Consider the following 19898-nt stretch of genomic DNA (forward strand, 5'->3'; position numbering starts at 1 on the left):
GGGGGGGGGGGGGTGTGGGGCGGCCGGCGGGCCCCCCCCCCCCCCGGGGGCCCCCGCGGGGGGCGGGGCTCCCCCCCCCCCCCCCGGCCTCGGGGGTCGGCACGACGCCCCGGTGGACCGGTGTCAGACCCATCGCGCGCGGTGCGAGGAACGTCTGGAGCGCGAGCGCGGCACCGCCCACCGCGGCGGCGTCGGCGGCCTGCTCGGACATCCGCACCCGGATCGGGTGCCGCTCCCGAGCGAAGAACCGCTCCCCGAGCACGGTCCTGATGGCGCGCACGTACAGATCGCCCGCGACCTCGAACGCAGGTCCCGCGAGGGTGAGCGAGTCGAGATCGTGGATGTCCGCGAGGTTCAGGACGCCGAGGGCCAGGAAGTCCGCCGAGTGGCGCACGACGCGCTGCGCCTCGAGGTCGCCGCCGGCCGCGCCGAGCGCGATCCGGGCGAACCCGGCGAACGGCGAGACCGTCGTGAGGTCGTAGCGGCGGGCGAGTGTCGGCGATTCGAGCGCCAGGCGCACCACCGCATCGGGGGCGGCGAGGTCCTCGAGGGTGCGGGCGGCGCCGTCGACCCAGAGCACCGTCTGCCCGAGCTCGCCGCCGTTGGAGCTGGCGCCGCGGAGCGCGGCGCCGTCGATCAGCACTCCGCTGCCGATCCCGCTGCCCATGTAGACCGTCGCGTGCGCGTGGGAGTCGTCCAGGTGACCGGACCAGAAGTCGCCGAGCGCCGCCGCGGTCGCGTCGTTGTCGAGCAGGACCGGGATGCCCACCTCCTGCTGCAGGAGGTCCCGGATGCGGACCTCCTGCCACCCCGTCAGCTGGGGCGAGCTGAGCACGGTGCCCTTGTCGATGTCGAGCGGACCCGGCGCGGCGACGCCCAGCCCGATCACCAGTCCGACCGGGACGCCGAGCAGCGTGAGCATGTCGACGACGTCGCGGGCGAGCCCTGCGATGACCTCGCCCGGCGCCCTTCCGCCCAGGCCGGGACCGTGCATGCGACCGACGACGCGGCCGGCGAGGTCGACCGCGACGAACGCGACGGACTCGCGGCCCAGCTGGATCCCGACGGCGTAGCGCGCGTCCGCGTTCACCTCGAGCAGCACGGGCGGCTTGCCGCCGGTCGACTCGCCTCGGCCGGACTCGAGGATCAGGCCGTCGTCCAGCAGGCTCCGCACCGCCGCGGACACGGTCGCCTGCGTCAGACCGGTGCGGTCGACCAGCGACACCCGGCTGATCGGCGCGTGGGACCGGATGAGGTCGAGCAGGAGCCCACGGCTCGTGCCCGCCGCGAGATTCACCCGGGTGGTGGTCGTCATCAGGGAGCGCCCTTCGTTCCGACTCGAACTGTAGCGGTCGGTGTGGCGCTTGACGGGACTTTCATCGGTCGACTATGAAAGTCCCACACAGCCACGACGGAGTGCGTGCACCGCAGCTGCGCACCCGCAGAACGCGACGAAAGGTCAACGATGTCCTTCAGAAGAACCCGACGCCTCGCCCTCGGGGCGATCGCCGTCGCCGCGGGCCTCACGGTCTCGCTGGCGGGCTGCTCGAGCCCGAAGGCGACGAGCGCGGGCGCCTCCTCGATCACACTGTTCAACGGCGCGGTCGGGAACCTGACCGAGAACTGGAACCCGCTGAACAACACCGGCGCGGCCCTCCAGCCGACGCTCGGCGTGATCTACGAGCCGCTCTTCTACTACAACATCGCCCGGGCGCAGAAGCCCGTGCCCGAGCTCGCCACCGCCTTCTCCTGGAACACCGACGGCACGCAGCTCACCATCACCACCCGGCAGGGCGTGAAGTGGACCGACGGGAAGGCGTTCTCCGCCTCCGACGTGGCCTACACGCTCAACCTGCTGCAGTCGAACCCGGCGCTCAACACGTTCAACACGACGTGGAAGGCGGACGCGACCGACGACCACACCGTCGTCGTGACCTTCCCGGACACGTCCTTCACGATCGCGCCGCAGATCCTCGGGAACGAGCCGATGATCCCCGAGCACATCTGGAAGGACATCAAGGACCCGACCCAGACGACGAACACCGACCCGGTCGGCACCGGCCCGTACAAGGTGAAGTCCTTCACCCCGCAGAGCTACGTGCTGACCCGCAACACGTCCTACTGGGGGACCGGCGCCGAGGCGCCGAAGATCGACACCGTCCGCTACATCTCGCTCGCGAACGCGGACGCCGCGACCTCCGCGCTCGAGGCGGGCCGCGTCGACTGGATGGGGTCGTTCCTCCCGACGCTGAAGCAGATCGTGCAGCAGCACCCGAACCTCAGCTACACGAACACCCCGCAGGCCACGACCGCGCTGTTCACCTGCTCGAGCGCCGCGCTCGGGTGCACCGGGCCGCAGACCGACCCGGCCGTGCGGCAGGCGCTGTACTGGGCGATGGATCGCACGCAGCTGAACAAGCAGGCCGCAGCCGGCTTCTCGCTGCCCGGGTCGCCGTCGCTGCTGCTGCCCACCGTCAACAAGGCGAACATCGCCGACCAGTCGAACCTCTACCTCCCGCAGACGGCCGACGTGGCGAAGGCGAAGAGCGCGCTCGAGGGCGCCGGCTGGAAGCTCGGCAGCAACGGGTACTACGCCAAGAACGGTCAGGAGCTCGACCTCACCGTCGACGTGGTGAACGGCTGGACGGACTACGACACGATCTGCACGCTCCTGCAGGGCCAGCTCAAGGCGGCGGGCATCAAGCTCAACGTCAACGAGGTGGCGCAGAACGCCTGGTCGCAGGCGGGCACCAGCGGCAAGTTCGAGCTGTCGGTCAACTCCGTGAACACGAGCGTCTCGACCTCGCCGTACGACATCTACAACAGCTACCTCTCCTCGAAGGCGACCGCGAAGGTCGGCTCGAACGCCACGACGAACCAGGCCCGGTTCTCCGACCCGACCGTCGACGCGGCGCTCGCGAAGGCCGCCGCGACGAACGACCAGACCGTGCAGAAGGCGCAGTACGCCAAGATCCAGACGGTCATCGAGAAGGACATGCCGTACGTCCCGATCTACGTCAACTCCTCGCTGACGCAGTTCAACAACACCCGCGCTACGGGGTGGCCCACCGCCAGCAACCTGTACGCGGTCCCGCTCCCGTGGAAGTCGTGGGACAACGGGATCGTCCTGAAGACGATCCGGCCCGTGAAGTAGCCCCACGTCCTCCGTCCCCGGTGCGCGCAGAGCGCACCGGGGACCTCACCCCCAGGAGCTGGATCAGTGCGCTTCTACCTGCGCAAGGCCGTGTTCTACCTCGTCGCCGCCTGGGCGGCGATCACCCTGAACTTCCTCATCCCGAGGCTGATGCCGGGCAACCCGGTCGACACGATCATCGCGAAGATGAGCGCCTCCGGTCAGCCCGTCACCCCCGGCACCCGCGCCGCGCTCGAGGTCGAGCTGGGCGGCGGCAGCGGCAGCTGGCTGCAGCAGTACGGCCAGTACCTCGTCGGGCTGCTGCACGGCGACCTCGGCGTCTCGCTCGTGAACTATCCGGAGAAGGTGTCGACGGTCATCGCGGCCGCCCTGCCGTGGACGATCAGCCTGATCGGCCTCGCCACGGTGCTCTCGTTCGTGATCGGCGTGACGCTCGGCATGCTCGCCGGCTGGAAGCGCGGCTCGTGGCTCGACAACCTGATCCCCGTCACGACCATGTTCACGGCCGTGCCGTACTTCTGGTTCGCGCTCATCCTCGTGCTGCTGCTGACCCGCGTCGTGCCGCTGTTCCCGTTCGCGGGCGGCTACAACGTGGACACGACCGAACCGGGCCCGTACATCGACTTCATCGCGAGCGCGCTCTACTACGGCTTCCTCCCCGCGCTCACGATCGTGCTGTCGTCGATCGGCGGGTGGATGCTCGGGATGCGGAACATGATGGTGTCCACGCTGTCGGAGGACTACATCCTGACCGCCGAGGCGAAGGGGCTGAGGCCCTCGCGGATCCGGCTCGCCTACGCCGCGCGCAACGCGGTGCTGCCCTCGTTCTCCGGCTTCGCGATCTCGCTCGGGTTCGTCGTCGCCGGCTCGATCGTCACCGAGCAGGTGTTCAGCTACCCGGGCATCGGCCAGCTGCTCTTCACCGCCGTGTCCAACAACGACTACGCCCTCATGCAGGGCGTGTTCCTCGTGATCTCGCTGTCCGTCCTGGGCGCGAACCTCCTCATCGACCTGCTGTACGGGCTGATCGACCCGCGCACCCGGGCCCGCGCCTGACCGAAGGATCGGAACCGACATGGCCATCACCGCACCCGGGGACGAGGCGATCGACCTCGTTCCCGCCTCCGCCCGCCGGCGGAGCATCAGCGCGCTGCTCCCGTCCCGCTCCCCGAAGCTGATCGCGGGTCTCACCATCGCCGGTGTGATCGTCGTGTGGGGCATCGTCGGCCCGTTCCTCGTCGGCGACCCGAACGCGATCAGCACGTTGGCCTTCGCGCCTCCCGGGCCGGACCACTGGCTCGGAACGACCCAGACCGGACAGGACGTCTGGACGCAGATCGCGGCAGGCACCCGCGGCTCACTCATCATCGGGTTCTCGGTGGGCGTGATCGCCACCGTGCTGTCCGCCGCGTTCGGCATCCTCGGCGGCTACGTCGGCGGTGCGCTCGACGAGGCGTTCTCGCTCATCACGAACGTCGCGCTCGTCATCCCGGGTCTGCCGCTCGTCATCGTCATCGGCAACTACGTGCCGGAGTCGCAGCGCGGGCTGTTCCTGATCGCGGTCGTGCTCGCGCTGACGAGCTGGGCGGGATCGGCCCGCGTGCTGCGGGCCGTCACGCTCAGCGTGCGCAACCGCGACTACGTCGCTGCTGCGCGCGTGTCCGGGGAGCGGACCTGGCGGATCCTCGTCGTCGAGATCCTGCCGAACCTCATCCCGGTGATGGCGTCGCAGTTCGTGTTCGCGGTGATCTTCGCGATCCTCGGCGAGGCGGGCCTCAGCTTCCTCGGCCTGGGCGCGAGCAACACGTTCACGCTCGGCACGATCCTCTTCCAGGCCTACAACGCCCTCGCGCTCACGCAGGGCGCGTGGTGGTGGTTCATCCCGCCGGGCCTCGTGATCGCGCTGTTCGGCGCCGCGCTCTCCCTCATCAACTTCTCGATCGACGAGATCATCGATCCCAAGCTCCGCACGTCGACACGGGCGGCTCGGAAGACCTGGAAGCTCTCGAGCGCCGAGGTCAAGCGACTCGAGACGGAGAACGCGAAGTGAGCGACGTCGCCATCGATCAGGTCGCGGCGCAGGTCGCGGACCCCGTGATCTCGATCGAGGACCTCAGCGTCGAGTACCGCGGTGAGCACGTCACGCGGGCGGTGCGCCACGTGTCGCTCGAGCTCGGTCGGGGCGAGATCCTCGGACTGGCCGGGGAGAGCGGCTGCGGCAAGTCGACGCTCGCGTACGCCATCACCCGCCTGCTGAAGCCGCCCGCCCTCATCACCGGCGGACGCGCGGTCTTCCATCCCGTCGACGGGGACGCGATCGACCTCTCGGCGCTCGACGGGGAGGCACTGCGCGCGTTCCGCTGGGATCGCGTGTCGATGGTGTTCCAGGGCGCGATGAACTCGCTGAACCCGGTGCTGTCGATCCAGGCGCAGATCGCGGACGTCCTGCAGGCCCATCGGCCCGAGCTGAGCCGCAAGCAGCGGATCGAGCGCTGCGGCGACCTGCTCGATCGGGTCGGGGTCGGGAGCGCGCGGCTGAAGTCCTTCCCGCACGAGCTCTCGGGCGGCATGCGCCAGCGGGTCATGATCGCGATGGCCATGGCGCTCGACCCGCAGGTGATGATCATGGACGAACCGACCACGGCGCTCGACGTGGTGGTGCAGCGGGAGATCCTCGACGAGGTCACGCGCCTGCGGCGCGAGCTCGGCTTCGCGGTCGTCTTCATCACCCACGACCTGCCGCTGCTGCTGGAGATCAGCGACCGGATCGCGGTCATGCGCGCCGGGGAGGTGGTCGAGCTGCGCGACGCGGCCGACCTGTACACGGATCCCCGGCACGACTACACGAAGCGGCTGCTCGCCTCCTTCCCCTCCCTCACCGGGGCGCGGGGCGGCTTCATCCGCAGCGGCGAGTCCGTGGACCTGCCGCTGGACCCGGCGACGGAGGAGGTGGAGGCATGACCACGCTCGAGTTCCGTGATGTGGTGAAGAGCTACCGGGTGCGCGGCCGGAGCGGGCAACGGCGCGTCACCGCCGTCGACCACGTCAGCTTCACCATCGAGTCGGGCAGGACCACGGCCCTCGTCGGGCAGTCCGGCAGCGGCAAGTCGACGATCGCGAAGCTGCTGCTGCAGCTGGAGCGACCCGACTCCGGGCAGATCCTCCTCGACGGCGAGCCGGTGCGGCGGCACGGAGCGGGCCTGAAGCGCTACCGGAAGGCCGTGCAGATGGTCTTCCAGGACCCCTTCGCCTCGCTGAACCCGTTCCACACCGTCGCGCACCATCTCTCCCGTCCGCTGCAGCTGCACGGGCCGAAGCGCCGCCCGGACGAGATCCGCCACGAGATCGAGGAGCTCCTCGAGCGGGTGCGGCTCCTCCCCGCTGCGGAGATCGCGGCGAAGCACCCGCACGAGCTGTCCGGCGGCCAGCGCCAGCGGGTCGCCATCGCGCGCGCGCTCGCCCCGGACCCGGGCGTGCTCATCGCGGACGAGCCGGTGTCCATGCTCGACGTGTCGATCCGGCTCGGTGTGCTGAACCTGCTTGCGGGGCTGCAGCGCGAGCGGTCGCTCGGCGTCCTCTACATCACCCACGACCTCGCCACCGCACGCCATTTCAGCGACGACATCCTCGTCATGTACCGCGGCGAGATCGTCGAGCGGGGTGCCGCCGACGACGTGATCCTCCACCCCCGGCACGAGTACACGAAGCGTCTCGCCGCCGCCGCACCCGACCCCGAGCTGCGCCTGCAGCAGCTCGGCCGCGCCTGACCGACCGACCCGAAGACGGAGCACAGCAATGACGTCGATGACCCCTGTCCGCACGACCTTCGAGCGCCGGCTCCTCCACGAGGGCTGGACGGTGGAGGCGCTGGGCGGCCCCGTCCCTGAGCAGCTCGCAGGAGCGGTGATCCCGGCCCAGGTGCCCGGTGTGGTGCACACCGACCTGCTGCGTGCCGGACGCATCGCCGACCCGTTCGACGGCGACAACGAGGCGGCGCAGCAGTGGATCGGCGACACCGACTGGCGGTACCGCACCGTCTTCGAGTGGCACGACGACGGCAGCGCCCGGCACGACCTGGTCGCGGACGGGCTCGACACCGTCGCGACCGTCCGCCTGAACGGCGTCGAGCTGGGGCGCACCGAGAACCAGCACCGGTCCTACCGCTGGGACGTCCGCGAGCACCTCGTCGACGGCACGAACGCGCTCGAGATCGACTTCGCCGCGCCGGTGCCCGAGACGGAGCGCCGCGCCGAGCGGTACGGCGCGATGCCGCGGGTCAACCACCACGAGTTCAACCAGCTGCGCAAGACCGCGGCGAACTTCGGCTGGGACTGGGGGATCGACGTCGCCACGAGCGGCATCTGGCGCCCCATCGCGCTCGAGTCGTGGAGCGGCACGCGCATCGCGGCGGTGCGCCCGCTCGTCGACGTCGTCGCGCAGGAGGGCGTGCTCACCGCCCACGTGGACCTCGAGTCCGACGGTGTGAGCGAACGCGCCGTCGAGGTCGCGCTCGAGATCGCCGGCACGGTCGTCCGCGAGCAGGTCGAGCCCGGCGCCACGTCGGCCGTCGTGCGCGCCACCGTGCCCGACGTCGCGGTCTGGTGGCCGATCGGCCACGGCGAGCAGCCGCTGTACCCGGTCGTCGCGACCACGGACACCGACCGGTGGGAAGGGCGCGTCGGCTTCCGCACGGTCGCCGTCGACACGGCCCCCGACGCGCACGGACGTCCGTTCACCGTGCTCGTGAACGGGCGGCCGATCCTGATCCGCGGGGTGAACTGGATCCCCGACCACGCCTTCGTCACGGAGGTGGACCGAGCCCGACTCGAGCGCCGGTTCGACGACATGACGGAGGGGAACATCAACCTCGCCCGCGTGTGGGGCGGCGGCATCTACGAGTCCGAGGACTTCTACGACCTCGCCGACGAGCGCGGCGTGCTCGTGTGGCAGGACTTCCTCCTCGCCTGCGCCGCCTACAGCGAGGAGGCGCACCTCGCGACCGAGATCGAGGCGGAGGCCCGCGAGCAGATCACCCGGCTCTCGCAGCACCCGTCGCTGATCATCTGGAACGGCTGCAACGAGAACATCTGGGGCTTCGTCGAGTGGGGTTGGGCGGCGGCGCTCGGCGGTCGCGCGTGGGGCGACGGCTACTACCGCGGGCTCTTCCCGAAGCTCGTCGCCGAGCTCGACCCGACCCGCTTCTACTCGCCAGGCAGCCCGTTCTCGTTCGGCGAGTACCTCCACCCGGACGACCCGCGCAACGGGACCATGCACATCTGGGACGTGTGGAACACGCGCGACTACACGGCCTACCGCGAGCACCGGCCCCGCTTCGCCGCCGAGTTCGGCTTCCAGGGGCCGCCTGCGTGGTCGACCCTCGCCCGCGTCGTCCACGACGAGCCCCTCGACCCGTTCGGGCACGAGATGCTGGTCCACCAGAAGGCGCACCGCGGCAACGAGAAGCTCGCCCGTGGCGCGGCGGCGCACCTCCCGCAGCCCCGCAGCATCGACGACTGGCACTGGGGCATGCAGCTGAACCAGGCGCACGCGGTCCGGTTCGGTGTCGAGCACTTCCGGTCGCTCACCCCGCTGAACACGGGCACCGTCGTCTGGCAGCTGAACGACGACTGGCCCGTCGTCTCATGGGCGGCCGTCGACTTCGACGGGCACCGGAAGCCGCTCTGGTACGCGCTGCGGGAGGCGTACGCACCGCGACTGGCGACGCTGCAGCCGCGCTCCTCCGACCGCGCCCTGGCGGCCGCCTTCGAGGGCGAGCCGCCGGTGGAGGACGTGCTCGCGCTGGTGCTCGTGAACGACGTGGACGAGCCGCTCGGCGGTTCGGCGACCGTGCAGCGGCTCGCACTCGACGGCTCGGTCCTCGCCTCCGCGGTCCTCCCGGTGGCGGTGGCGCCCCGCGATGCCGCGACGATCGAGCTCCCCCCCGACGTGAGCGCCTGGGGCGATCGGACCGGTGAGGTCATCGTGGCCGAGGGGGCGTTCGGCCGGGTCGTGCTGAACGGCGCGGAGGTCGTCGATCAAGCCCTCGATGCGACGCCGCTCGACGCGGTCGTCGAACGGGTGGAGGACGGCTACCTGGTCAGCGTGGCGGCGCACGCGTACGTTCGGGATGTGACGCTCCTCGTGGACCGGGTCGACCCGGCGGCGACCGTCGACCGCGGGCTCGTGACCCTGCTCCCCGGCGAGCGGACGGCGTTCCGTGTGCGCTGCGACGCGGTCGCGGACCCCGACGCCTTCACCAGGGCTCCGGTCCTCCGATCGGCGAACGACCTGCGATGACGGGCACCGTCGGCCTGGTGCTGCGGCGCACGGCCAGGGACACCCAGGTCGAGCCGTTCTTCCACGTGATCGCCGCGGGCCTCGAGGACGCGATCGAGGCCCGCGGGATGCGTGTGCTGACGCGGCTGGTCGACGGCCTGGGGGAGGAGCTCGCCTGCTACCGGAGCTGGGCCGAGCACGGGCTCGTCAGTGGCGTGGTGCTCACGAACCTGGAGCCGGACGACCCGCGGCCCGCAGAGGTGCGCCGGCTGGGCCTCCCCGCGGTCGTCCTGGGCGAGCCCGAGGCCGACACGGGCGCCGCCGTCGTCCGCACGGAGGAGCAGCGGCCGATGGTCGACGCCGTCGAGCAGTGCGCCGCGCTCGGTCACCGGCGCATCGCGCACGTCACCGGACCGCAGGAGCTCATCCACACGCAGGCGCGGTCGAGGTCGTTCGGTGCGGTCATCGCCCGGCTCGGCCTCGAGGGCATCAGCGTCGAGGCGGACTACTCCGGCGAGGGCGGCGCGGAGGCGGCGATGGCGCTGATGCAGCGCGCTTCGCCGCCGACCGCGATCGTGTTCGACAACGACCTGATGGCGGTGTCGGCCGTGCGCGTGCTCCTCGGAGCCGGGTATCGCGTGCCGGAGGACGTCGCTGTGATCGCCTGGGACGACAGCCTGCTCTGTCGGCTCTGCGACCCGCCGTTGTCCGCGATGAGCCACGACGTGCACGGCGTGGGCGTACTCGCGGGCCGCGCGCTCCTCCGGCTCCTCGACGACGGCGTCGCCACCGACGAGGTCGCGCCCGCGGCGGTGTTCGTCCCGCGGTCGTCGACCGCCCTCGTGATGGCGCCCCGGTGATCCGCCTCCTCGCCTCCCGAACCGGAAGGAGCGCAGGATGCCGCTGACCGACCTCCCGCTCGAGCAGCTGCGGACCTATCGGTCCGATGCCGTCCCGCCCGCGGACTTCGACGGCTTCTGGGCGCGCCAGCTCGCCGCGCTCGCCGCGGTCCCACCGGCTGTGGAGCTGCAGCCGCACCGCGGACCCTGGCGCACCGTCGACGTCTGGGACGTGTCCTTCGCCGGTGCCGACGGCGCGCGCATCCGGGGCTGGCTGACGGCGCCCGCGGGCGCCGAGAGGCCGCTTCCCGGCGTGGTCGAGTACGTCGGGTACGGCGGAGGTCGCGGCCTTCCCGGCGAGCAGCAGCACTGGGCCTCCGCCGGGTTCGCCCATCTGCTCATGGACACGAGGGGGCAGGGCGGCACCTGGGGGTCCGGCGGCGACACACCCGATCCGTCCGGCTCAGCGCCCGCGACGCCCGGCATGATGACGCGCGGCATCGCCGACCCCGAGGAGTACTACTACCGCCGGCTGTTCCTCGACGCGGTCCGCGCCGTCGGGGCCATCCGGACCGTCCCCTGGGTCGATCCGGAGCGCATCGCGGTCCGGGGCGCCAGCCAGGGCGGCGGCATCGCGCTCGCCGTGTCGGGACTCGTGCCCGATCTCGTCGCGGTGATGTCCGACGTCCCCTTCCTCTGCGACTTCCGCCGGGCGACCCGGATCAGCACGACCGACCCGTACGGCGAGCTCGTCCGGTACCTCCGGGTGTACCCGGAGCGCGCGGAGCAGGTGTTCGCCACCCTCGATCACTTCGACGGCGTCCACTTCGCGAGCCGGGCGCACGCGCCTGCCCTGTTCTCGGTGGGGCTGATGGATCCGGTGTGTCCGCCCTCCACCGTGTTCGCCGCCCACAACGCCTACGCGGGGGATCGGGAGATGGTGGTGTACGACTTCGCCGAGCACTCGGGCGGCGGCTTCCGCCAGGTCCTCCGTCAGATCGAGTGGCTCCGGGCCCTCCTGGCAGGGGGCCGGTAAGGCGCGGGTGCGCTGCAGGTTCCGGCAGCGTCTGCAGGTTCCGGCACGCCGGTCGCGCCGAAACGGCTGCCGTAACCGACCGAGGCTGCCGGAACCTGCACCCGGCCGGGCGCCCCCTGGGTCCGCGCCCCGGCCTCCCAGCGGCCGGCGGTTAGCGTGCCGTCGACGCCCGCCGCACCCGAGGAGCCGCACATGACCGACGACACCGCGATCCCGCTCCCCGCGCGGAGCGCCCTCCTCGGCGTGCTGAGCGGCGGCCGCTCGATGACGCCGCTCGCGGCGCTCGCCCTCGGCCACGACCGCGCCTCCCTGCGCGGCGCGTGGCAGGACTGGCCGGTGCTCGGCTCACCCGCCGGGCGCGCCGCCCTCGTCCTCGCGGCCCTCGGGGAGCTGGTCGTCGACAAGCTGCCGTTCACTCCCTCGCGGACGAAGCCGCCCGCCCTGCTCGGCCGCATCACGACGGGCGCCGTCGCCGGTGCTGCGATTGGCACGCTCGCCGGTTCGGACGGATGGCGGCGCGGTGCGGTGCTCGGCGCCGCCGGCGCGCTCGTGGGGACCTTCGCCGGTGCGGCGTTCCGCTCGGCGGGCGCCACGACCGGCGTGCCGGACGTCGTCTTCGCGCTCCTCGAGGACGTCGTGGTCGTGGGCGGCAGCGCCGCCGTGGTCGGCGACGACTGACCCGGCGCGATCATTCGAGGCGGAGTCGGGCAGGATGCGCGGGTGAGCGACGAACGGCGACGCGAGGTCGGCGAGTCCGACGAACCCGTCGAGGACGAGGTCGCCGAATCGTTCGACGCCGTGGTGGAGGAGGGCGCGCAGCGCCTGAGCCGGACCTGGGCGGGCGTGCTCGTGACCGGTCTGTCCGGAGGCCTCGAGATCGGGGTCGGCGTGATGGCGTATCTCGCCGTCCTCCACGAGACCGGCAGCCACCTGCTCGCCGGGCTGGCCTTCTCCGTCGGCCTCGTCGCGCTGCTGCTCGCGCACAGCGAGCTCTTCACCGAGAACTTCCTCGTGCCGATCGCGGCGCTCGCCGCGAAGGAGGGCACGGTCGGCCAGCTCGCGAAGCTCTGGGCCGGCACCCTCGTCTCGAACCTCGTCGGGGGCTGGCTCGTGATGCTCCTCGTCGTCGCCGCGTTCCCCGCCCTCCACGAGACCCTGGTGTCGAGCGCCAGGCACTACCTCGACACGGGATTCGGCTGGCAGGGCGTCTGCCTCGCCCTGCTCGGCGGCATGGTGATCACGCTGATGACCCGGATGCAGCACGGCACCGATTCGGACCCGGCGAGGATCGCCGCGGCCGTCGTCGGCGGCCTCCTCCTCGCCGGGCTGCAGCTGATGCACTCGATCCTCGACTCGCTGCTCGTGTTCGGGGCGATCACCCTGGGGGAGGCGTCGTTCGGCGAGTGGCTCGGCTGGTTCGTGCCGACCGCCCTCCTCAACGCCGTCGGTGGCATCGTGCTCGTCACCCTCCTGCGGCTCATCCGCAGCAAGGAGCTGCTGCAGCAGGCGCGCCGCTGAGGCCCACGGAGGGAACGTCCACGGAGCGCCGATCGGGCGCCCATACAGTGAGCGGCGGTCCGGAGGTGCCGGCCGTCGCCGGGAGGTCGTCGATGCCGACCTCGTCCGACTCCCGGTCCGGCCCGGAGCACCCCGCGCAGTCCGGATTCCATCCCGCGGAGTGGTCGTCCGAGTTCCTCGGCACCTTCCTGGTGCTCCTCGTGGGGCTCTCGGCGGTGTGCTTCGACCTCGGGTCCGGCAGCCCGCTGCAGCCGCTGCCGCACTCGCTCCGCCTCCTGATCACCGGCCTCGTGTTCGCGGCGACGGGCAGCGTGTTCGCGCTCACCCCGCCGGGGCGTCGCAGCGGAGCGCATCTCAACCCCGTCGTCACGCTCGCGTTCTGGACGCAGCGGAAGGTGCACTGGCACGACCTCGTCGGGTACGTGGTGGCCCAGTTCCTCGGCGGCCTCCTCGGTGCCTGGCTCGTCGTGCTCGTCTGGCGCGGGTGGGCCGCGAGCGTGCACGACGGCGCGACGCAACCCGGTCAGGGCGTGAGCGCCCCGGAGGCGGTGCTCATCGAAGCCGCGATGACCGCGCTGGTCGTCCTGACCATCCTCGTGATGACGAGCCATCGGCGAGCGGCGCGGTACACCCCGCTCGTCCTGTGGCTCGAGATCTCCGCGCTCGTGTGGGGGTGCGCCCCGCTCACGGGTACGAGCCTCAACCCGGCTCGCAGCCTCGGCCCGGACGTGGTCGGCTCGATGCTCGGCTCGTACTGGGTCTACGTCGTCGGCCCGTGCCTCGGCGGCGCGATCGCCGTCGGCCTCTTCCGACTCGCGTCGCCGGTCGAGGTGCTCACCACGAAGCTCTTCCACGACGTGCGCTACCCGTCGACGATGGCGAGCCGGCTGCCCGTCCGGCCGTAGAAGCGGCGGGTCGGTGTCCCGACCCCGCGTCTCCTGCCCCTCGGGGCGATCCCCGTCGTGCCCGCCGATCGGGTTGGAGCCGACCTGGCGTCGCAGACATCGGCATCGCCAACTGTTATGGTGTACATGCACAGCGGAGGGAGGTCGTGTGGAGGTCCTGCTGTCGAGCTCGAGCCCGGTCCCGATGTACGAGCAGATCAAGACGCAGCTCCGCCACGCGATCAACGGGGGTGAGCTCGCCGAGGGCGCGCTGCTGCCCTCCCTCCGGCAGCTCGCGGCGCAGCTGCGGGTGAGTGTGATCACCGTCACCCGCGCGTACAACGACCTCGTGGCGGAGGGCCTCGTGCGCAACGAGCACGGGCGGGGATTCGTGGTCCGGCCGCTCGACGCGGACCGCGCCAGGGACGCGCTCGCCGCGCGGGTCGACGCCGCGACCGAGGAGCTCGTGGCGGCGGCGCGCGCAGCCAGGGTCCCGCTCGACGACATCAGGAGGAAGGTCGAAGACGCATGGAATCGACAGTGACCGGGGCCGCGATCTCGATCCGGTCCGTCCGCAAGCGGCGGGGCGCCTTCGCCCTCCGTGCCGACTCGCTCGACATCCCGACCGGCTTCGTGACCGGGCTCGTCGGGCCGAACGGCGCGGGGAAGACGACGCTCGTCAAGGCGATCCTCGGACTCCTCGCCGTCGACACGGGTTCGATCGCCCTGTTCGGCCGGGACGACCCGGCGGACGCCGCAACGCGGGACCGGGTCGGCGTGGTGCTCGACCGGATCACCGCGGCGCCCGAATGGCGCGCCGGTGCCGTCGGCCGCCGGTTCCGGCTGCTGTATCGGGACTGGGACGAGGAGCGGTTCCGGGAGCTCCTCGATCGCTTCGGCGTGCCGACGGGCAATCGGGTCGGCGCGCTCTCCCGAGGTCAGAGCGTGCAGCTGTCGCTGGCGATCGCGCTCGCGCACGCACCGCAGCTCCTCGTGCTCGACGAGCCGTCGAGCGGCCTCGACCCGGTGGCGCGGCGCGAGCTCGCCGACACGATCCGCGAGTTCATGATCGACCCGGCGCACACCGTGCTGTTCTCCACCCACATCACCGCCGAGCTCGACGACCTCGCCGATCACGTGGTCGTGATGAACCGCGGTGAGATCGCCTACGACGGCGCGCTCGAGGACCTGCACGAGCGCTTCGCGGTCGCGAGGGGAGCGGGTGCGGTGCCGGCTGCGGCGACCGACGCGACCATCGGCGTGCGCCGCGACATCAGCGGGCGCTGGGAGGCGCTCATCCACGTCGACGACACCGGGCTGTTCGGTCCCGACGTCGTCATCGACCAGGCGACGACCGACGACGTCGTCGTGCACTTCGCCGAGCACGGCGAGGCCGCCGGGAAGGAGCTGACCGCATGAGCGTCTCCGTCGCTCGATTCACGCGATTCGACCTCACGACGATCGCGACCACGCAACCGGTGCGGCTCGGGCTCCCGCTGCTGCTGACGGTGCTGTTCTCGGCGACGCTGCCCGTCCCGGGCGCGGGCGTCGTGGTCGGCGCGCTCATCGCCGCGGTCACCGTGTCGGTCCCGTTCCAGGGCGACGAGCACGGCCGGCTCGACGTGCTGTACGGCGTCGCGCCGGTCGGACGCTCCGCGGTGGTCCTCGGCCGGTACGCGTCGCTGCTCGTGATCGCGGCGGTCGCGATCGCGATCGGGGCGGCCAGCTCGGTCGTCCTCGCCGCGGTGCGGCACGAGACCCTGGAGGCGCCGGCCGTCGCGACCCTCCTGCTCGTCGCCGTGGGCATCGTGAGCGCGGCGATCGCCGTGCAGGTGCCCTGGTTCTTCGCGCTCGGCTTCCACCGTGGCAGGCCGATGATCTACGTCCCGGTGGCCGTCGTCACGATCCTCGGATTCTTCGCGGGCCGGTTCGGGCTCTTCGACGCCACGACGGGGATCGGCTCCGGCGCGCCGGCTGCCGCGCTCGGCGTCGCGGTGGTCGCCGGATGCGTCCTGCTGCTGGCGGTCTCGAGCGTCGTCGCGATCCGCTGCTACCGACGGCGCGAGCTGTGAGCGCGCGGACCGACCGCGGGGGCGCGCCCCGTCCCCGGGGCTTCCGTGCGAGCATGCTCGACCATGGGTGCCGCCGGGGGAAATGACGAGCGCGCGGCGCCCGGCCCGCCCGCGCGCCACGCCTCCCGCCGCACCGGTTCGATCTGGCCGGCGCTCATCCGCAGGGTCGGGATCGCCGCGCTCGTACTCGTGGTGAGCGCGGTGTCCGTGAGCAGCATCGCGGTCTGGCGGTTGAGCCGCGCCGCCGGCGACGGGGCCGTGCCGCTCGACCCGAAGGAGTCGGTGCCGAGCGTCACGGCGCTGGACGGCGCGTACAACGTCCTGCTCGTCGGCGCCGACAACTCCTCGGGCCAGAGCGGCTTCGGGTCGGCCAGGCAGGCGACCCTGAACGACGTCAACATCGTGATCCACGTCTCGGCGGACCACACCCGCGGCACCGTCATCAGCCTGCCCCGCGACCTCGTCATCGCGCACCCGGCCTGCACCGATCCGAAGACCGGCCGGACCTATCCGGCGCTCGCCGCCTCGATGCTCAACGTGGCCTACGAGCGGGGAGGGCTCGCCTGCGTCGTCCGGACCGCGGAGTCGCTGACCGGGCTGACCATCCCGTACGCCGCGAAGTTCAGCTTCGAGGGCACGGTCAGGATGGCCGACGCGGTCGGGGGCGTGCCGGTCTGCGTGACGAAGGCGATCGACGACCCGAAGTCCGGTCTGCGGCTGCCGAAGGGCGTGACCGTCATCACCGGGCGCACCGCGCTCGCCTACCTCCGGGAGCGGAAGTACCTCGGCGACGGGAGCGACCTCTCCCGCATCCAGTCGCAGCAGGCGTACATGTCCGCCCTGCTGCGGAAGATGACGTCCGCCGGCACGCTCGCCGACCCGCCCAAGCTCTACTCGCTGGCCTCGGCGACCGCCCAGAACGTGACGCTGTCGCAGTCGATGGCGGGCCTCGACACGATGGTGCGGATGGCGCTCGCGGTGAAGTCGATCGGCCTCGACCACATGGTCTTCGTGCAGTACCCGACCTTCGTCGACCCCGCGGACACGAACCGGGTCGTTCCCGACACCGCGCTCGCCTCGACGCTCGTCGACCGGGTGCGCCGGGACGCGCCGATCGCGCTCGATCGGGCCGCGCTCTCCGGGGTGCAGTCCGGGGCGTCGCGGACCGCGTCGCCGACCGCGAGCCCCTCCGCGTCGCCGGCGCCCTCGCCCAGCTCGTCCTCGAGCGTCATCGCCGGGTTGAAGGGGCGCACCGCGGCGCAGCAGACCTGCTCGATCCCGAACCGCTGAGCATCCGCTTCTGGGAGCGCGGCCCCGGCCCAGCCGGGGATCTCGTCCGGCACGGATGAGGCGCGGCGGGTGGGCGTCGCGTGGGATGGCCGCGTCCACCAGGAACGGAGCCATCGATGCAGGTCGTGGAGACGGCGAGGAGCCGGGTGTCGGACCACGTCCGTCGGCAGCAGGAGGCGCTGCTCGCCACCTTGCCGATGGACGACCGCCGGGATCTCGAGGCGGCGAGCAGGGGGTTCATCGCCGCGCTCGATCCAGCGATTATCCGCGACGCCGAGGGGCGGGTCGTGTGGGACGCGGCGTCGACCGCGTTCCTCGCCGGGGACCGCCCGGAGACGGTGAACCCGAGCCTCTGGCGGCAGTCGGGGCTGGTCGCCCGGCAGGGGCTGTTCGAGGTCGTCGAGGGCATCTACCAGGTGCGGGGCCTCGACCTGTCGAACGTGACGTTCGTCGAGACGGATCGCGGCGTCATCGTCGTCGATCCGCTCATCTCCGCCGAGACGGCGGCGGCCGCCCTCGGTCTCTACCGCCGGCACCGCGGGGACCGCCGGGTGGTCGCGGTGATCTACTCGCACAGCCACGTCGATCACTTCGGAGGCGTGCTCGGGGTCGTCGACCGGGCCGACGTCGCGTCCGGGGCGGTGCAGGTGGTCGCCCCGGCGGGCCTCGTCGCGGAGGCGGTCGCGGAGAACGTCTACGCCGGGGTCGCGATGGGGCGGCGCGCCGCGTACATGTACGGCGCGGCGCTCGAGCGGGGACCCGAGGGGCTCGTGGGAGCCGGGCTGGGCCTCACGACCTCGACTGGTCACGCCGGCATCCTCGTGCCCACGCTCGAGATCGCCGAGACGGGGGAGCGGCACACCATCGACGGCGTCGAGATCGAGTTCCAGCTGGCGCCGGGATCCGAGGCGCCGGCGGAGATGCACTTCCTGTTCCCCGCCCGCCGGGCGCTGTGCATGGCCGAGAACGCGACCCACACCCTCCACAACATCCTGACCCTGCGCGGGGCGCTCGTGCGGGACCCGCGCAGCTGGGCGCAGTACCTCACGGAGGCGATCGAGCGCTTCGCGGACCGCGCCGACGTCGTGTTCGCCTCGCACCACTGGCCGACCTGGGGCGGGACGGAGATCCGCGAGTTCCTCGGCCTGCAGCGCGACCTCTACGCCTACCTGCACGACCAGACGCTCCGCATGCTGAACAAGGGCCTGACCGGCGCGGAGATCGCGGAGGAGATCCGGTTGCCGCCCGCGCTCGAGCGGGCCTGGCACGCGCGCGGCTACTACGGCTCCGTCAGCCACGACGTGAAGGCGGTCTACCAGCGGTACATGGGCTGGTTCGACGGCAACCCGGCGCGGCTGTGGCCGCACCCGCCGAAGCCGCTCTCCGAGCGCTACGTCCGCGCGATCGGGGGGATCGACCGCGTCGTCGCGCTCGCCGGAGAGGCGTACGACGACGGCGACTTCCGTTGGGCGGCGACGCTCCTCGACCACGCGGTGTTCGCCGATCCGCGCAGCGACGCGGCGCGGTCGCTGTACGCGGCCACGCTCGAGCAGCTCGCGTACGGCGCCGAGAACGGCACCTGGCGGAACTTCTTCCTCTCCGGTGCGAAGGAGCTGCGCGGCGACAACGTCGGGACGCCCGCCAAGGCGAACGCGCCGGAGATCATGGCCCAGCTGACGGTGCCGCAGATGCTCGATGCCATCGCGATCACGATCGACGGCCCTCGAGCGTGGTCGCTGGACCTGGTCATCGACCTCGTCGTCTCCGACCTCGGCACGGTCCACCGGGTCACGCTGCGCCACGGTGTGCTCGTCCACGTCGAGCGGTCGGCCGATCCCGCCCCCGCCGCGCTCACGCTGACCCTCACCTCCGCCCGCCTGCTCGGGCTGATCGGCGGGGACACGGAGGGCGCCGGCATCGCGTTCGACGGGGACCGGTCGGTCCTCGAGGACCTCATGTCGGTGCTGGACCGCGGCGATCCCGCCTTCGCCATCGTCCTGCCGTGACCCGCGCCACGGCGTCGGCGAGCCGCCCGCTGACGGCGCTCAGCGGGCGTTCGCGATGACCGCCTCGGCGATCCTGACCGCGTGCGGACTGTCGTCGACCTGGATCGCGAGGGTGCCGAGCGAGAAGACGACCGTGCACGGCGTCGTGGCGCCCGAGGCGCAGGTGGTCTCGGCGGTCTCGCTGCTGGTCGCGCCCGCGAGCCGGATCGGCCGCAGCGGCGTGGTGTCGGAGTACCGGCTCCCCTCCATCGCCCTCACCGCCCACGCCTGGCCTGGCGCGACGACGAGGTCGGCGGTGCTGTCGCCGGCGGTGCTGGACCCGTTCGCGAAGCACTCGAAGCTGCCGAGGTCGTGCGCGGCCGCGCCGTCGATCGAGTCGGACGCCCCGGTGGGCCGGCGCAGGTCGTAGGTGGCGCTGCTCGAGGAGAGCAGGGGGGCGAGCTGCGCGGCGGGGAGGATGCCCTCGCACCGCGGCGTGCCCGACGGCGACCCCGGATGGGCGGGGAACGCGAGCCGGGCGGCGCTCGCCCGCTGCACGGTGGTGAACAACCGGTCGAACACCGGAGCGGCGCCATCCAGGAGCGTGGTGGTCGACTCCCGGCCCATGGCCGAGCTCGCACCGTTCAGTCCGGGGATCACGAGGTCGGCGCGGACCCAGCTGTACCCCACGACCGCGCTGGCGCCGCAGCCCGGGTCGCCGCAGGTGGCGGCGGCCTCGATGCCGGCGAACCGGTGCCGTTCGGATGTCGGGCCGTCGCCGTACATGAGCGCGCTCCACTGGGAGGCCGCGCCCGGGAGCACCTCGACGAGCAGGGTGCCGGCG

18 protein-coding genes are annotated in these 19898 nt (G+C 72.1%); 16 read left to right on the forward strand and 2 right to left on the reverse strand.

Annotation, left to right across the window (positions count from 1 at the left end):
• The coding region (locus ACTHLI_RS10660; RefSeq protein WP_440183430.1) for an ROK family protein at positions 1–1315 on the reverse strand (1315 nt) is incomplete at its 3' end.
• Positions 1316–1465: 150 nt separating this feature from the next.
• Between ACTHLI_RS10660 and ACTHLI_RS10665 the strand changes: the two genes are divergently transcribed.
• The 16 genes from ACTHLI_RS10665 (at position 1466) to ACTHLI_RS10740 (ending at position 19075) form a co-directional block, all read left to right on the forward strand.
• The gene (locus ACTHLI_RS10665) at positions 1466–3154 is read left to right on the forward strand and encodes an ABC transporter substrate-binding protein (RefSeq protein ID WP_440183432.1); all 1689 of its coding nucleotides are present in this window, start codon (positions 1466–1468) and stop codon (positions 3152–3154) included.
• 66 nt (positions 3155–3220) lie between these two features.
• A complete protein-coding gene (locus ACTHLI_RS10670; protein WP_440183434.1) occupies positions 3221–4210 on the forward strand; it encodes an ABC transporter permease in 990 nt (329 codons plus the stop codon).
• A gap of 19 nt (positions 4211–4229) precedes the next feature.
• Positions 4230–5204 (forward strand): ABC transporter permease, encoded by a 975-nt coding sequence (locus tag ACTHLI_RS10675; protein ID WP_440183436.1) that lies wholly within the window; start codon positions 4230–4232, stop codon positions 5202–5204.
• Positions 5201–6115: an ABC transporter ATP-binding protein gene (locus ACTHLI_RS10680; RefSeq protein ID WP_440183437.1), complete on the forward strand. Its 915-nt coding sequence runs from the start codon at positions 5201–5203 to the stop codon at positions 6113–6115. Before ACTHLI_RS10675 ends, ACTHLI_RS10680 begins: the two co-directional genes overlap by 4 nt.
• Positions 6112–6921 (forward strand): ABC transporter ATP-binding protein, encoded by an 810-nt coding sequence (locus tag ACTHLI_RS10685; RefSeq protein WP_440183438.1) that lies wholly within the window; start codon positions 6112–6114, stop codon positions 6919–6921. Before ACTHLI_RS10680 ends, ACTHLI_RS10685 begins: the two co-directional genes overlap by 4 nt.
• 37 nt (positions 6922–6958) lie before the next feature.
• Positions 6959–9451, forward strand: a complete 2493-nt coding sequence (locus ACTHLI_RS10690) for a glycoside hydrolase family 2 protein (RefSeq protein WP_440183440.1) — start codon at positions 6959–6961, stop codon at positions 9449–9451.
• Positions 9448–10290, forward strand: coding sequence for a LacI family DNA-binding transcriptional regulator (locus tag ACTHLI_RS10695; protein ID WP_440183442.1), 843 nt, complete (start codon positions 9448–9450; stop codon positions 10288–10290). Before ACTHLI_RS10690 ends, ACTHLI_RS10695 begins: the two co-directional genes overlap by 4 nt.
• 37 nt (positions 10291–10327) lie before the next feature.
• Positions 10328–11305, forward strand: a complete 978-nt coding sequence (locus tag ACTHLI_RS10700) for an acetylxylan esterase (protein WP_440183444.1) — start codon at positions 10328–10330, stop codon at positions 11303–11305.
• Positions 11306–11497: 192 nt separating this feature from the next.
• Positions 11498–11983, forward strand: a complete 486-nt coding sequence (locus ACTHLI_RS10705) for a DUF4126 family protein (protein WP_440183445.1) — start codon at positions 11498–11500, stop codon at positions 11981–11983.
• A gap of 42 nt (positions 11984–12025) precedes the next feature.
• Entirely contained in the window at positions 12026–12823 is a 798-nt protein-coding gene (locus ACTHLI_RS10710; protein WP_440183446.1) for a formate/nitrite transporter family protein, read from the forward strand.
• Between the two features lie 92 nt (positions 12824–12915).
• Positions 12916–13728: an MIP/aquaporin family protein gene (locus ACTHLI_RS10715; RefSeq protein WP_440183447.1), complete on the forward strand. Its 813-nt coding sequence runs from the start codon at positions 12916–12918 to the stop codon at positions 13726–13728.
• Positions 13729–13876: 148 nt separating this feature from the next.
• Positions 13877–14251, forward strand: a complete 375-nt coding sequence (locus tag ACTHLI_RS10720) for a GntR family transcriptional regulator (protein WP_440183449.1) — start codon at positions 13877–13879, stop codon at positions 14249–14251.
• Entirely contained in the window at positions 14236–15126 is an 891-nt protein-coding gene (locus ACTHLI_RS10725; RefSeq protein WP_440183451.1) for an ABC transporter ATP-binding protein, read from the forward strand. Before ACTHLI_RS10720 ends, ACTHLI_RS10725 begins: the two co-directional genes overlap by 16 nt.
• Entirely contained in the window at positions 15123–15779 is a 657-nt protein-coding gene (locus ACTHLI_RS10730; protein WP_440183452.1) for an ABC-2 transporter permease, read from the forward strand. The genes ACTHLI_RS10725 and ACTHLI_RS10730 overlap by 4 nt, the downstream gene beginning before the upstream one ends.
• Positions 15780–15842: 63 nt before the next feature.
• Positions 15843–17069 carry an LCP family protein gene (locus tag ACTHLI_RS10735; protein ID WP_440183453.1) on the forward strand — a complete coding sequence of 409 codons (1227 nt, stop codon included), beginning with the start codon at positions 15843–15845 and terminating at the stop codon, positions 17067–17069.
• Between the two features lie 116 nt (positions 17070–17185).
• Positions 17186–19075 carry an alkyl/aryl-sulfatase gene (locus ACTHLI_RS10740; RefSeq protein WP_440183454.1) on the forward strand — a complete coding sequence of 630 codons (1890 nt, stop codon included), beginning with the start codon at positions 17186–17188 and terminating at the stop codon, positions 19073–19075.
• A gap of 39 nt (positions 19076–19114) precedes the next feature.
• Here the strand turns inward: ACTHLI_RS10740 and ACTHLI_RS10745 are convergent.
• A partial coding sequence (locus tag ACTHLI_RS10745; RefSeq protein WP_440183456.1) for a hypothetical protein occupies positions 19115–19898 on the reverse strand: 784 nt, incomplete at its 5' end.

It is taken from the genome of Amnibacterium sp. (assembly GCF_051956055.1).
In the GTDB taxonomy this organism is placed as follows: domain Bacteria; phylum Actinomycetota; class Actinomycetes; order Actinomycetales; family Microbacteriaceae; genus Amnibacterium.